We start from the raw sequence: 12,662 nt of genomic DNA, 5'->3' as shown, positions 1-12,662 counted from the left end.
GGCACCGCATCGGCGTTCGGCACAGCCCGTCCGGCCCCGCGTCGTCCTACCGGGGCCCGTCCTACCGAGGCCCGTCCTCCCGGGCGACCATCCGCCGCGCCGCCTCCTTGATGGAGGCGCGCAGGCGGTCGCGGTCGGTGTCCTCGGAGCCCGCCAGGATGCGGCTCATCTGGGGGACGAAGGCGGCCCAGTTGGCCATCGCGATCAGCAGGAAGAAGAGGTCACGGGCCGGGATCGCGTCGGAGATCACTCCCCGGTCCTGGGCGTCCTGCACGGCGGCGACCTTGAGCGCGTAGTGCATCTGGCGCTGCGCCTCGTCGGGCAGCAGCTCGGTGCTGCCGTACTCGATGCCCTCCCAGTACAGGAGGCGCAGCAGCTCCGGGTGGGCGGCGTGGTAGTCCATCAGCCGGTCGAGCCAGCCCTCGATGTCGTCCGGGTCGACCGGGACGGCGGAGGCGAGGTCCACCATGGACCGGCCGAGGACGTGGGAGAACAGCTCGGCCTTGTTGCCGAAGTAGGCGTAGATCAGCTGCTTGTTCGCCTTGGCTTCGGCGGCGATGCGGTCGATGCGGGCGCCCGCGATGCCGTGGCGGGCGAACTCCGCGACGGCGGCGTCGAAGATCCGGGCTCGGGTGGCCTCGGGATCCCTGGTGGTTGCCATGGAGCCATCGTAGCGAGGGGTAACCAACTAGTTGGTTGACAGGGAATTCACCCGCGCTCCAGACTGTTCTCCCTCCGTTCCAACCAACCAGTTGGTTGTCGGACGCCTCGCAGGCCGGACGCCTCGCAGGCCAGATGTCAGATGTCGGAGTGGGAGCACCGCACCATGTCACCCGAAGCCACAGAAGCCCGAGAAACCCGAGGGACCCGAGGGACCCGAGGGACCCGAGAAGCCCCGGACGCCCGAGAGGTGAAGGAAGTAGCGCCCTCGGCTGCCGCGGGTCGCCGCAACGAGCTTCTCCTCGTTCTCATCGCGCTCTGCACCGCCGTCACGGCGGCCAACATCTACCTCGCGGCCCCGCTGCTCCCCCTCATCGCCCACGACTTCGGCTCGGCGCCCTCGGCCGTGGCCTGGATCGCCTCGGTCGCCCAGTTCGGCTACGCGGCCGGCCTGCTCGTCTTCGCCCCGCTCGGCGACCGGGTGAACCGGCGCCGACTGGTCGCCGTCCTCTCCCTGGTCACCGCGGCGGCCCTGGTCGCAGCGGCCACCGCCGCCGGGACCGGCGCGCTCGCGGCGGCCGTGCTCGTCGCCTCGGCCGCGACCGTCGTCCCGCAGCTGCTCGTGCCGCTGGTCGCCGCCCGCGCCCCCGCCGACCGGCGCGCCCGGCACGTGGCCGCCGTCATCGCCGGGCTGTTCACCGGCATCGTCGCGGCCCGGGTCCTCGGCGGGCTGGCCGGGCAGGCCTTCGGCTGGCGGGCGGTGTTCCTGGGCGCGGCCGTCCTCACCACGGTCCTGGGCCTGCTGACCGCGGGCGCCCTCCCCGCCGAACGCCAACGCCCCCGCGAGGGCCACCTCTTCGCGGGTCTCACCGCGATGCCGGGCCTGGTGCGGCGCTCGCCCGACCTGTGGCGGGCCTGCGTGCGGCAGGCCGGGATGTACGGCGCCTGGAGTGCCTTGTGGACCTCGCTGGCCCTGCTGCTGACGGGTGAGGAGTCCTACGGGCTGACGACCGCCGCCGCCGGTCTCTTCGGCCTCTTCGGACTGGCCGCCAGCGTCGTCGCGCCCCTGGCCGGCGGTCTGGTGGACCGCTTCGGCGCCGCGAAGGTCGTCCGCAGCGCGTATCTTCTCGCTGCCGTCTCGGTGCCGCTGTTCTGGCTGGGCGGGCAGGTGCTCGTGGCGCTCTTCGTGGCCGCGATCGTGATCCACGCGGCGCTCGTCGCCTCCCACGTCGCCAACCAGACGCTCGCCCTGACGACCACCTCGGCCCCGGCCACCGCGAACAGCGCCTATGTCGTCGCGGGGTTCGCGGGCGGCGCGACCGCCTCGGCCCTGGCCGGCCTCGCCTTCAGCCACTTCGGCTGGGGTGGCGTCGTCGCGGTGGCGGGCGCGTGGCTGGTCCTGGGCTGGACGACCACGGCCGTACGACGGTGACGGCAGCCGTACGACGGCGAAGGCCACCGTACGACGGCGAAGGCGGCCAACGAAGGTGACGGCCGTACGCCGGTGGCAGCCCTACGGCGGTGAAGCCCGTGCGGCGTTGAAGCCGGCCCCCGGCGCGGAAGTCACCCTGGGAGTCGGCCTGCGACCGGACGGACGGTCATGACCGTGGGACGGCTCACCGCCGTGAAGAACGGCGTACGCCGGGCAGGGGCCGCGAGGTGCCCTGCCCGGCGTACACGACACGCGTGAACGGCAGCGACGGCCGCCGCACCGGTCACCGCAGCCGTGGCGCGGGCGGGTTCAGAGCCGGGTGACGTCCAGCTCGCCCTCCGCGTACTGCCTGCGCAGCACCTTCTTGTCGAACTTGCCCACGCTGGTCTTCGGGACCGACCCGATGATCGTCCAGCGCTCCGGGAGCTGCCACTTGGCGATCTGCCCCTCGGCGGCGAGGAAGGCACGCAGGGCCTCGAAGTCCGTGGTGGCACCCTCCCTGAGGACGACCGTGGCCAGCGGGCGCTCGCCCCACTTCTCGTCCGGGACGGCCACGACGGCGGCCTCGGTGACGTCCGGGTGGGACATCAGCGCGTTCTCCAGGTCCACCGACGAGATCCACTCGCCGCCGGACTTGATGACGTCCTTGGCGCGGTCGGTGAGGGTGAGGAAGCCGTCGGGGGAGATGGTGCCGACGTCGCCCGTCTTCAGCCAGCCGTCCTCGCTGAACTTGTCGGCGGGCCGCAGGGGCTCGCCGTCGGGGCCGTTGTAGTAGGCGCCGGCGATCCACGCGCCGCGCACCTCCAGCTCGCCCGCGGACTCGCCGTCCCAGGGAAGGCGTTCGCCGCCGGGGCCGGTGAGGCGACCCTCGACCCCGGCCGGGAAGCGGCCCTGGGTGAGGCGGTAGCCGAATTCCTCGTCGGTGCCGACCGCGTGGGCTGGCGGACGGGCGATGGTCCCGAGCGGGGAGGTCTCCGTCATGCCCCAGGCGTGGCAGACCCGCATGCCCAGCTCGTCGAACGCGGTCATGAGGGAGGGCGGACAGGCCGATCCGCCGATGGTGACCTGGGTGAGGGAGGAGACGTCCCGCGGCTTGGCGGTGAGCTCGGCCAGCAGACCCTGCCAGATGGTGGGGACGGCGGCCGCGTGGGTCGGCTTCTCGCTCTCGATCATCTCGGCGAGGGGCGCGGGCTGGAGGAAGCGGTCCGGCATCAGCATGTTGATGCCGGTCATGAAGGTGGCGTGCGGCAGTCCCCAGGCGTTGACGTGGAACTGCGGGACGACGACGAGCGAGGTGTCCTGGTCGGTCAGGCCCATCGACTCGGCCATGTTCACCTGCATCGAGTGCAGGTAGATCGAACGGTGGCTGTAGACCACGCCCTTGGGGTCGCCCGTGGTCCCGGAGGTGTAACACATGGCGGCGGCCTGGCGTTCGTCCAGCTCGGGCCAGTCGAAGGTCTTCGGCTGGTCCGCGATCAGCTCCTCGTACTCGTGCACGCGCGCGTGGGCGCCTTCGAGGAGCGAGCGGTCACCGGGGCCCGAGACGACGATGTGCTCGAGCGTGGGCAGCTTCGGCAGCAGGGGCGCGAGCAGCGGGAGCAGCGAACCATTGACTATGACGACCTTGTCGGCGGCGTGGTTGACGATCCACACCAGCTGCTCGGCCGGGAGGCGCAGGTTGAGGGTGTGCAGCACCGCGCCCATGGAGGGGATCGCGAAGTACGCCTCGACGTGCTCGGCGTTGTTCCACATCAGCGTCGCCACCCGGTCGTCGCCGCGGACGCCGAGGTCGTCGCGCAGGGCGTTCGCCAGCTGCACCGCGCGGGTGCCCGCCTCGGCGAAACTGCGCCGGTGCGGCTCGCTCTCACCCGTCCAGGTGATGATCTGGGACCGGCCGTGCACCAGCACACCGTGCTCGAGAATGCGGGTGACGGTCAGTGGTACGTCCTGCATGGTGCTCAGCACGGCGTCCTCCCAGGGCGGCGACATTGCCTACGCGGTGGTAACGGTTGTGCTGATTCTGCGCACATACCGCGCGGTATGTCACTAGGGAGCGGTGATCGATCAGGTCACGGCGCGGCCCCGATCACGGCGCGTGCCGGAAGATCCGCCCTTGTCAGCGGACGAGCACCAGCTCAGGGTCCTCGCGCAGCTTGCCGAGCGCCCGCGACACCGCCGACTTCACCGTGCCCACCGAGACGCCGAGCACCTCGGCCGTCTGGACCTCACTGAGGTCCTCGTAATACCTGAGGACGACCATCGCCCGCTGCCGCGCGGGCAGCTTCGTGATCGCCCGCCACATGGCGTCGTGCAGGGCCTGCCGCTCCGCCGGGTCGTCCGCGGAGGCGACCGGGTCCGGCTCCGGCAGCTCGTCGCACACGAACTCGTCGACCTTGCGCTTGCGCCACTGCGACGTGCGGGTGTTCAGCAGGGCCCGGCGGACATAGCCGTCGAGCGCCCGGTGGTCCTCGATCCGCTCCCACGCGACATACGTCTTGGTGAGCGCGGTCTGCAGCAGGTCCTCCGCGTCGCTCGGGTTCGCGGTCAGCGACCGTGCGGTGCGCAGCAGCACCGGCTGACGGGCCCTGACGTACGACGCGAAGGACGGGTACGGAGAAGGCCGCGTCATGCCGTTCGAAGCGCTGGTGCAGACGGGTGTGGTCATGGCTCCACGCTAGGTTCGCGGCCCGCTCGGGCGGATCGGCCGCAGGTCCCGAAGGCGGGTCCGTCTCAGGTTGTAGGGGTGGTGCCCGCCCCACCTCCTGAAGGTGGACGAGGCGGCGCCGACTACTACGGGATGACCCCTGGGTGCTCATCCGTCCGGGGCTGTGGCCGTGGCCCGGTCCACGGCCCGCTCACGACCCGGTGCCCGGCTGAATCCACGCCTCGGTCCACGCCTCGGTCCGCGGCTCGGTCCGCGGCTCGGTCCGCGGCTCGGTCCGCGGCTCGGTCCGCGGCTCGGTCCAAGCCTCGCTCCACTCCTCAGTCCATGGCTCGGTCCAAGCCTCGCTCCACGGCTCGGTCCACGGCTCGGTCCACGGCTCGGTCCACTCCTCAGTCCACGGCTCCGTCCGTGGTCAGGACCAGGCCCGACGTCGGGACCCCGGTCCCCGCCGTCACCAGGGCCCGGGCGGCCCCCTGCACCTGGTTCACGGACGTGCCGCGCAGCTGTCGTACGGCTTCGGCCACACCGTTCATCCCGTGCAGGTAGGCCTCGCCGAGCTGGCCGCCGTGGGTGTTCAGCGGCAGCCGGTCCTCCGCCACGAAGGCCGGGCCCTCGCCCGGGGCGCAGAAGCCGAACTCCTCCAGCTGCATCAGCACGAACGGCGTGAAGTGGTCGTACAGGATCCCCACGTCGATGTCGGCCGGCGCGAGGCCGGAGCCGCGCCACAGCTGGCGGGCGACCACGGACATCTCCGGCAGGCCCGTGAGGTCGTCGCGGTAGAAGCTGGTCATCTGCTCCTGGGCCCGGCCGGCACCCTGCGCGGCCGCGGTGACCACGGCGGGCGGCCGCGGCAGGTCCCGGGCCCGTTCCACCGAGGTGACGACCAGCGCCTGGCCGCCGTCCGTCTCCTGGCAGCAGTCCAGCAACCTGAGCGGCTCGGCGATCCAGCGCGAGGCCGCGTGGTCGGCCCGGGTGATCGGACGGCCGTGGAAGTACGCCGCCGGGTTCAGCGCCGCGTGCCGGCGGGCCGTGACGGCGACCGGCCCGAACGCGTCCTCGGGGGTCAGCCCGTACGTGTACAGATAGCGCTGCGCCGCCATCGCCACCCAGGAGGCGGGGGTGAGCAGCCCGAACGGCAGCGTCCAGCCGAGCGCCGTCCCCTCCGCCGACGGTTCGCGATGTCGCACGCCCGAGCCGAAGCGGCGCCCCGACCGCTCGTTGAAGGCGCGGTAGCAGACCACGACCTCGGCCACCCCGGCCGCGACGGCGAGCGCCGCCTGCTGCACGGTCGCGCAGGCCGCCCCGCCGCCGTAGTGGACCCGTGAGAAGAAGGACAGCTCGCCCATGCCGCAGGCCTGCGCCACGGTGATCTCCGGGCTGGTGTCCATCGTGAACGTCACCAGCCCGTCCACGTCGGCGGGCGTGAGTCCCGCGTCGGCGAGGGCCGCCCGCACCGCCTCCACGGCCAGCCGCAGTTCACTGCGCCCCGAGTCCTTGGAGAACTCCGTGGCCCCGATGCCGACGATCGCCGCCCGGCCGCCGAGGGAGTCACGCGTCCGCACGCTCACCCCGCACCTCCCGACGGGACGGTGAGCGTCACCGTGCCGGTGACATGTCTGCCGATCCCGTTGTCCCCGGTGACCCGCACCACGGCGGTGGCTCCGTCGAACTCCTCGACCGTGCCCCTCAACACCATGGTGTCTCCCGGGTAGTTGGGCGCCCCCAGCCGGATGGCGACCTTGCGGAGCACGGCCGCAGGACCGAAGTGGTCGGTGAGGTAGCGGCCGACCAGGCCGTTGGTGGTCAGGATGTTCATGAAGATGTCGGGGGACCCCTTGCGCCGGGCCAGTTCGGGGTCGTGATGGACGTCCTGGTAGTCGCGCGAGGCGATGGCTCCGGCGACGATCAGGGTGCGGGTGATCCCGATCTCCAGCGGCGGCAGCTCGTCACCGGCCTTCACGCGGCCACCTCCCCCGCGCGGGGCCGGAACACGGGAAGCACCAGTCCGCCGTCCTCGTCGTCGTCATAGGACCGGAATTCCAGCTCCACGGGCATGCCGATCCGCACCTTGTCGTAGGGCACGTCGACCACGTTGCTGATGACGCGGACGCCCTCGGCGAGCTCGATCAGCCCGATCGCGTAGGGCGGGGAGAAGGCCGGGAAGGGCGGATGATGCATCACGACGTACGAGAAGACCGTGCCCTCGCCACCGGCCTCGACCGTGTCCCACTCCGGCGAACCGCAGGCGTTGCAGCCGGGCAGCCAGGGGAAACGAAGCGTTTCGCAGGCGGTGCAGCGCTGGACGAGGAGGCGGTGGCGCCGGACGCCTTCCCAGAAACCGGCGTTGTCCCGGTTGACGACGGGACGCGGCCGCCTCGGTACGTCCGGCCGGCCTTGCGCCTTCTGCTCCCGTCCCTTCGGCGCGTGTGCGCTCGGCACGTGTGCGCTCGGCACGTGTGCGCTCGGCACGTGTGCGCTCGGCACGTGTGCGCTCGGCACGTACTTGAGGATGCGGAAGCGATGGGTGCCGACCAGTTCCTCGCCCACGCGCACGTCCGTGCGGGTGGTGACGAAGTACCCGGTGCCCAGCTTGGTGGTCTTCCGCCGCGAGACCGACTCGATCACCGTGTCGAAGGCGACCTCGTCCCCCGGCCGCAGCGGGCGCAGGTACTCCTGCTCGCAGTCGGTGGCGACGACCGAGGTGCAGCCCGCCTCGTCGAGCAGGGAGAGCAGCTCGTCGTAGGCCTGCGCACGCCCCTCGTGGCCACTGAGACCGCCCATGATCCACGCCTGGAGCATGGTCGGCGGGGCGATCGCGCCGGGGCCGGTGTACGCGGGGTTCCGGTCGCCCGTCGCCTCGCACCAGTGCCGGATCATGGGCGCGTTGACAGGGTCCCGACCGGTGCCCGCGACGGCCGCGGGGCGGCCCTCGTAGGCCTTGAGCCGCGCGTGGAGCTCGTCGTCCACGGTCGTACTCCTTCCGGCGGGAAAGGCTTGCCAGGGCTTACCGGGAACAGTTTCTGACTGTCCGTCAGATATAAGCCTCTGTCAAGGTCACTTCCCCGTGGGAAAACGCCTGCGCGGCGGTACCGAAGTACCGCCGCGCAAACGCCTCGCCACCCCCCACGCGCCCCCAACACCCCCCTCACCCCCCACCCGGCGCGAACTCCCCCCGGGTCCGGCGCCGGACCCCGCCCCGGCCCCTCAGATCACCACCACAGCGGGGTGAAGGCGACCGCGACATTGCTGTTGCCCTGGTTGACCGCGGTGAACGCGGACCCGTTGACCTGCGCGGTATTGCTCTGGTTCGAGGCGCCCGAGCCGACGGCGTTCTGTTGTGTGGTGGCCGAGTTGCCGCTGTTGTCCCGCCCGACACCGCTGCCGGAGATGCTCGCGACACCCGCGTTCGATCCGTCGTCCGCGAAGCCGCCGTTGTCCGCCACCGCGACGCCGGTGAAGAGGGCGGCTGCCAGCGGGAGGGCGGAGACGGCGGCGATGACGCGGGCGGTACGGATGCTTGCCATGTGGTTCCTCCAGAACGGAAGTACGTGCGTACCCGAAGTGCATGAAGCACGGCTTTCATCCGGGCGGTTGGCCGACCGCCCGGCATGTGTGACGACGTCGCGAGACCAGGGTTGCCCACCGAATCCCCGGCGAACCACCCCGGAAGCCGTCATTCGCACTCAAGCGTGATGACAAGTCGATAAACCCCTACCACCACTTTTCCTGCACGTGCCGCCACAAACCCCGGCAAGTCGGACACCTGCTTTCCGGGCCCGGCACGAGGCGAAGCGTTCCGGCAATTTTCCGCCCCGGCCGACCGCCCCCGGGCGCGTCGCGGCCCACCCTCTTCCCTTTATCGAACACGCGTACGACACTATTCTCATGGCCACCACCGACCGGTACTCCCGGCAGGCCACCACGCTGGCCCTCGCCCACGCGCTGTCGGCCGCCGAACGCGGCCTGGCCGTCATCCCCCTGTCCCGCACGAAACTGCCCGCCCTGCGTTCCCCTCACCGCGACGACCCCGAGCCGGCGGGGCCGCCCTGCCACGGCGAGTGCGGCCGCTTCGGCCACGGCGTGTACGACGCCTCGACCGACCCGGCCCGCATCCGCGAGCTGTTCGCCGCCGCGCCCTGGGCCACCGGCTACGGCATCGCCTGCGGCCTGTCCCCGCACCACCTCATCGGCGTCGACCTGGACACCAAGTCCGACACGGACTCCACGGCCGCCCTGCGCGAACTGGCCCTGCGCCACCTCTTCACCATCCCGCCCACGATCGTCGTCCTCACCCCGTCCGGCGGGCGGCACCTGTGGCTCACCGGCCCGCCGGACGTCGTCGTCCCCAACTCGGCCGGCCGCCTCGCCCCCGGCATCGACATCCGGGGCGCCGGCGGCTACCTGGTCGGCCCCGGCTCCCGCACCGCCCACGGCGTCTACGCCACCGCCCCCGGCACCGCCCACCTCACCCCCGCGCCCTGCCCGCGCTCCCTCCTGCGCCTGCTGCTGCCACCGCCGCGCTCACCCCGCCCGGGCCCCGGCGCGACAGCGGGCGGCGCACACGGGCGAGGCCTGGTCCAGTTCGTGCTGGCCGCCCACGAGGGGCAACGCAACACACGGCTGTTCTGGGCGGCCTGCCGGGCCTACGAGGACGGCATCGGCCCGGAGTTGACCGAGGACCTGGTCGACGCCGCCGTACGGACCGGCCTGACGGCCCGGGAAGCACGGGGGACGATCACGTCGGCGGCCCGCATGACCACGCACCGCCCCGAACCGTGACGGCCCCGGCGCTCCACCGTCAGTGCGAGCGTTGGGCCCCAAAACAGCTCCGGCCCAAAGCCGTTCCGCCGACCTCTCGTCCTACGTACGCTCGCGTTGTGATCACAGCCGAGCGAGCCAGAGAGATCTTCGACGCGTTTCTCGCCCAAGCGACGCCCTACCCGCCGGAACCGGGCGTTTCTGCTGTGTTCATCAGCGAGCAGGAGCACCGCTTCGGGTGGGAGTTCCGGTATCAGAGCTCGACGTACGCGCAGACGGGCAATCCGCGCGACATGTGGCTCGGGACCGGGCCCGTCGTCGTAGACCGTCGCGACGGCCGCCTACAGGAACTTGGCGGCCGGCAGTTCGGCGACACGGTCGCCGAGTATCAGCGCGTGTACGACCAAGAGACGATCACTGACGGGATCCCGTGATCCGTGCCCCTTCCGCGCCCGGTCGGCCGGGGAACCACGGCCCGACACCGGGCGATCACGGTGTGCGCAAACGACACGGCCCCCGACCAATCTCGCTGGTCAGGGGCCGTTCACCTGCGGTGGGTGTGGGATTTGAACCCACGGTGACATCGCTGCCACGACGGTTTTCAAGATCTCTCGGCAGTAGGGATGGTGAGCCGCTCCACCGCAGGTCAGGCGGGTACGAGGACCCCGGCAGCGCCGTCGTCATCGTCATCGTGCCCGCTACGTGCCCCAGGCTCGTGATCGTGCCCGCTGAGCCAGGAGTCAGCCGCTTCGGCCACGTGGTCGTCACGACCGGCGACCGGCCGGGCGTTGTGCCGGGTCGTGACGCTGGCGTTCGAATGGTCGAGGCGGTGAGCTGCGGTCATCACGCCGTACCGGTCGGCGACCCAGGTGCCGTGCGAGGCCCGGAGGTCATGCGGAGTGACGTCGGTCAGCCCAGCCGCAGCCACGGCCGGGTCGAAGTACGCCTTGCGCCACTGGTTGTAGCGCAGCGGCTTGCCGCCCGGGGTGGTGAACAGGAGCGTGCCATCCCCGCCAGGCAGAGTCTCCAAGTGCCGGCCGAGCCGCTTCGCGAGCGAGGGGCCGACGCGAAGAAGCCGCTTCTGATGGGACTTGGGGGTGTCGAAGACCAAGGTTCCGTTAGCTTCGGCGAGGTTCTCGTCGACCAGGACGAAGCCGCCGGACACGTCGATGTCCGAGCGCCGAAGGGCGAACGCCTCACCGACTCGCAGGCCCGCGTACGCGAGAAGAGCGATCAGCAGGCCATGAGGCTCGGCGGCGCTCCGCACGACCCGGGAGGCTTCGAGCGGGGTGAGGATGTCCACGCTAGGGTCCGGCCATGTCAAACGATGCGCCCGATCCCTTCAAGGAAGTCATGACGCGAGAGTCCCTTGCCGCCATGATCCATGGCCTTTGCGATGACTTTCAACGACGGGGAAAGGAGTGGGAGAACCGCACAGTGGAGGACTACCTCGGTGCGCTCGCCTCGTGGATCACGGACTCGCCCGGCTCGTACCGGTACCTCGGCGAAGAGATGCCGCCGGACGGCGACTGGACGTTTTTTGCGCGGGCCCTCAGTGCGGCCGTCATCTACGAGTAGCCGAAGGGCCGTGCCCCTGCCGTGCCCGATCGCCCGGTAACCGGCGGGGAACCGCGGGCGTTGACGGGCAGCGCACATGAGATCGGCCCCTGACCGATTCACCTGGTCAGGGGCCGTTCACCTGCGGTGGGTGTGGGATTTGAACCCACGGTGACATCGCTGCCACGACGGTTTTCAAGACCGTTCCCTTAGGCCGCTCGGGCAACCCACCCGCGCCCCGGCCCACCTGGGGCGGAGCGGGTACAGACTACCGGGCGCGGGGGCCGCTCGGGGGGCGTGGTCCACGCGGGGGTCGCTCGGTCGGTTCCGCGGGGTCGGTTCCGCTGCCCGGGGCCGCCCCTCCGATCGGCACCGGGTCGGCCGTCCGCGCGTCGGCGCATCGATGCGTACGAGCACGGGGCGACCGGGTCGGCCGTCCGCGCGTCGACGCGTACGAGCACGGGCCGGGAAGGACGCGACGGCACTCCGCGGAGGTGAGCCGCGGTCGCCGATGCCGCCGAGGTAGGGCGCGGAGCGGCAACCTCGTTTCTGTTAAGGCGAGTTGTGCGTGTCACGAGTCGGTGACGGCATCGTCCTGGATCGAGGACCGAGGCATCCTTTCGGCTCCCGGTCCCCTCATAGTGATCAACAGCGCTGAGGAACCGACCTCATCTCAGCACCAACCAGCCGACTGATCAGGGAATTTGACCCATGACTCGCAACCGTCGCAAGGCCTTCCTCGTCTCCGCCGCGCTCCTGGGCGGCACCTTGCTGATGTCGGCATGCAACCAGGGCGACGACGCGGCCGACAGCTCCTCCGGCAAGGCCGACACGACCGCCGCCGCGAACAAGTCCGGTGCCAAGGGCGTCAGCGGCACCTTCGCGGGCGGGACGGTGACGTACCTCGCGTCGGGCAAGTACATCGTCAGCGTGTCCGGCAAGTCCGACCAGCAGTTCTGGATCGCGGACGACACCACGATCCTCGGCGCGGGCACCATCTGCGGCGACGCCTCCTCGAAGGTGGACGCCCCGTGCGAGGAGGCCGACCTGGAGACCGCCACCAAGGGCGGACGCGCCGTCGACGCCGACGTGGTGATGAAGGACGGCGCCGCGACGCAGATCACCGAGCGCCGCGCCTCCGGCTCGTCCTCCGGCGGCGGCAGCACGAGCGGCGGCAGCGCGACGGGCGGCGGGAGCACGTCCGGCGGCGCCACGACCGCCCCCGGGAGCACGTCCGGCGGCAGCGAGGGCGTCGTGGACGGTCTCGACAAGGGCAAGGGCGTCAACGGCACCTGGTACGGCATCGTGCGCTACATGGCGCCCGGCAAGTACCAGGTCGACGGGCCCGCGGCCCAGGGCTCCGGCGGTGAACAGCAGGCCTTCTACCTCGCCGAGGACACCGTGATCCTGGGCGGGGGCCAGATCTGCGGCACCGCCGGTTCGAAGGTGGACGCCCCGTGCGACGAGGCCGATCTGGAGAAGGCCGCCAAGAAGGGCGTGGAGGCCGAGGTCGTGATCGAGAACGGCATCGCCACCAAGATCACCGACGGCGCGATTCTCTGATCCCGCAGCGCACCACGAACAGATGCG

At 71.3% G+C, this 12,662-nt stretch carries 12 protein-coding genes, 1 tRNA gene and 1 pseudogene; 5 read left to right on the top strand and 9 right to left on the bottom strand.

Features of this window, described 5'->3' with window-relative positions:
- Window positions 1-61: 61 nt before the first annotated feature.
- Window positions 62-661 carry a TetR family transcriptional regulator gene (locus ASD48_RS37805; RefSeq protein WP_057606392.1) on the bottom strand — a complete coding sequence of 200 codons (600 nt, stop codon included), beginning with the start codon at window positions 659-661 and terminating at the stop codon, window positions 62-64.
- Between the two features lie 249 nt (window positions 662-910).
- On the opposite strand from ASD48_RS37805, the gene ASD48_RS37800 reads away from it, so the two are divergent.
- The gene (locus tag ASD48_RS37800) at window positions 911-2,092 is read left to right on the top strand and encodes an MFS transporter (protein ID WP_057606391.1); all 1,182 of its coding nucleotides are present in this window, start codon (window positions 911-913) and stop codon (window positions 2,090-2,092) included.
- A 309-nt stretch (window positions 2,093-2,401) separates the two neighbouring features.
- On the opposite strand, the gene ASD48_RS37795 is transcribed toward ASD48_RS37800, so the two are convergent.
- The 6 genes from ASD48_RS37795 to ASD48_RS37770 all read right to left on the bottom strand — a co-directional run bounded on the left by ASD48_RS37795 (window position 2,402) and on the right by ASD48_RS37770 (window position 8,281).
- Window positions 2,402-4,081: a long-chain fatty acid--CoA ligase gene (locus ASD48_RS37795; protein ID WP_242432846.1), complete on the bottom strand. Its 1,680-nt coding sequence runs from the start codon at window positions 4,079-4,081 to the stop codon at window positions 2,402-2,404.
- Window positions 4,082-4,208: 127 nt separating this feature from the next.
- On the bottom strand, window positions 4,209-4,757 hold the full coding sequence (locus tag ASD48_RS37790) for a SigE family RNA polymerase sigma factor (RefSeq protein WP_057606390.1): 549 nt from the start codon (window positions 4,755-4,757) through the stop codon (window positions 4,209-4,211).
- 389 nt (window positions 4,758-5,146) lie between these two features.
- Window positions 5,147-6,325: a lipid-transfer protein gene (locus ASD48_RS37785; RefSeq protein WP_057606389.1), complete on the bottom strand. Its 1,179-nt coding sequence runs from the start codon at window positions 6,323-6,325 to the stop codon at window positions 5,147-5,149.
- Window positions 6,322-6,717 carry a MaoC family dehydratase gene (locus tag ASD48_RS37780; RefSeq protein ID WP_057606388.1) on the bottom strand — a complete coding sequence of 132 codons (396 nt, stop codon included), beginning with the start codon at window positions 6,715-6,717 and terminating at the stop codon, window positions 6,322-6,324. Before ASD48_RS37780 ends, ASD48_RS37785 begins: the two co-directional genes overlap by 4 nt.
- Window positions 6,714-7,724: a bifunctional MaoC family dehydratase N-terminal/OB-fold nucleic acid binding domain-containing protein gene (locus ASD48_RS37775; protein WP_057606387.1), complete on the bottom strand. Its 1,011-nt coding sequence runs from the start codon at window positions 7,722-7,724 to the stop codon at window positions 6,714-6,716. Before ASD48_RS37775 ends, ASD48_RS37780 begins: the two co-directional genes overlap by 4 nt.
- A 242-nt stretch (window positions 7,725-7,966) precedes the next feature.
- Window positions 7,967-8,281, bottom strand: a complete 315-nt coding sequence (locus tag ASD48_RS37770) for a hypothetical protein (RefSeq protein WP_020131344.1) — start codon at window positions 8,279-8,281, stop codon at window positions 7,967-7,969.
- 361 nt (window positions 8,282-8,642) lie between these two features.
- Here ASD48_RS37770 and ASD48_RS37765 point away from each other — a divergent pair, with 361 nt between their 5' ends.
- Window positions 8,643-9,536 (top strand): bifunctional DNA primase/polymerase, encoded by an 894-nt coding sequence (locus ASD48_RS37765; RefSeq protein ID WP_057606386.1) that lies wholly within the window; start codon window positions 8,643-8,645, stop codon window positions 9,534-9,536.
- A 98-nt stretch (window positions 9,537-9,634) separates the two neighbouring features.
- Entirely contained in the window at window positions 9,635-9,949 is a 315-nt protein-coding gene (locus tag ASD48_RS42930; RefSeq protein WP_157880769.1) for a YrhB domain-containing protein, read from the top strand.
- Window positions 9,950-10,161: 212 nt separating this feature from the next.
- Here ASD48_RS42930 and ASD48_RS37755 read toward each other — a convergent pair.
- A pseudogene (locus tag ASD48_RS37755) lies at window positions 10,162-10,812 on the bottom strand (tyrosine-type recombinase/integrase); the annotation flags it as partial.
- A 20-nt stretch (window positions 10,813-10,832) separates the two neighbouring features.
- Between ASD48_RS37755 and ASD48_RS37750 the strand changes: the two are divergent.
- Window positions 10,833-11,093 carry a hypothetical protein gene (locus ASD48_RS37750; RefSeq protein WP_063887541.1) on the top strand — a complete coding sequence of 87 codons (261 nt, stop codon included), beginning with the start codon at window positions 10,833-10,835 and terminating at the stop codon, window positions 11,091-11,093.
- Between the two features lie 124 nt (window positions 11,094-11,217).
- On the opposite strand, the gene ASD48_RS37745 is transcribed toward ASD48_RS37750, so the two are convergent.
- Window positions 11,218-11,304, bottom strand: a tRNA-Ser gene (locus ASD48_RS37745).
- A gap of 479 nt (window positions 11,305-11,783) precedes the next feature.
- On the opposite strand from ASD48_RS37745, the gene ASD48_RS37740 reads away from it, so the two are divergent.
- Entirely contained in the window at window positions 11,784-12,635 is an 852-nt protein-coding gene (locus ASD48_RS37740; protein ID WP_057606383.1) for a hypothetical protein, read from the top strand.
- The last annotated feature ends 27 nt before the right edge of the window (window positions 12,636-12,662 follow it).

This window comes from Streptomyces sp. Root1310, from assembly GCF_001426425.1.
Taxonomy (GTDB): domain Bacteria; phylum Actinomycetota; class Actinomycetes; order Streptomycetales; family Streptomycetaceae; genus Streptomyces.
The sequence above is the reverse complement of the archived record's forward strand: the minus strand, read 5'-3'. Positions and strand labels throughout refer to the sequence as shown.

Excerpts from the sequence above, each read along its gene's own strand:
- ASD48_RS37805 (WP_057606392.1), bottom strand. The coding sequence starts at position 661 with ATGGCAACCACCAGGGATCCCGAGGCCACCCGAGCCCGGATCTTCGAC.
- ASD48_RS37795 (WP_242432846.1), bottom strand. The coding sequence starts at position 4,081 with ATGTCGCCGCCCTGGGAGGACGCCGTGCTGAGCACCATGCAGGACGTA.
- ASD48_RS37790 (WP_057606390.1), bottom strand. The coding sequence starts at position 4,757 with ATGACCACACCCGTCTGCACCAGCGCTTCGAACGGCATGACGCGGCCT.
- ASD48_RS37770 (WP_020131344.1), bottom strand. The coding sequence starts at position 8,281 with ATGGCAAGCATCCGTACCGCCCGCGTCATCGCCGCCGTCTCCGCCCTC.
- ASD48_RS37765 (WP_057606386.1), top strand. The coding sequence starts at position 8,643 with ATGGCCACCACCGACCGGTACTCCCGGCAGGCCACCACGCTGGCCCTC.
- ASD48_RS37750 (WP_063887541.1), top strand. The coding sequence starts at position 10,833 with ATGTCAAACGATGCGCCCGATCCCTTCAAGGAAGTCATGACGCGAGAG.
- ASD48_RS37740 (WP_057606383.1), top strand. The coding sequence starts at position 11,784 with ATGACTCGCAACCGTCGCAAGGCCTTCCTCGTCTCCGCCGCGCTCCTG.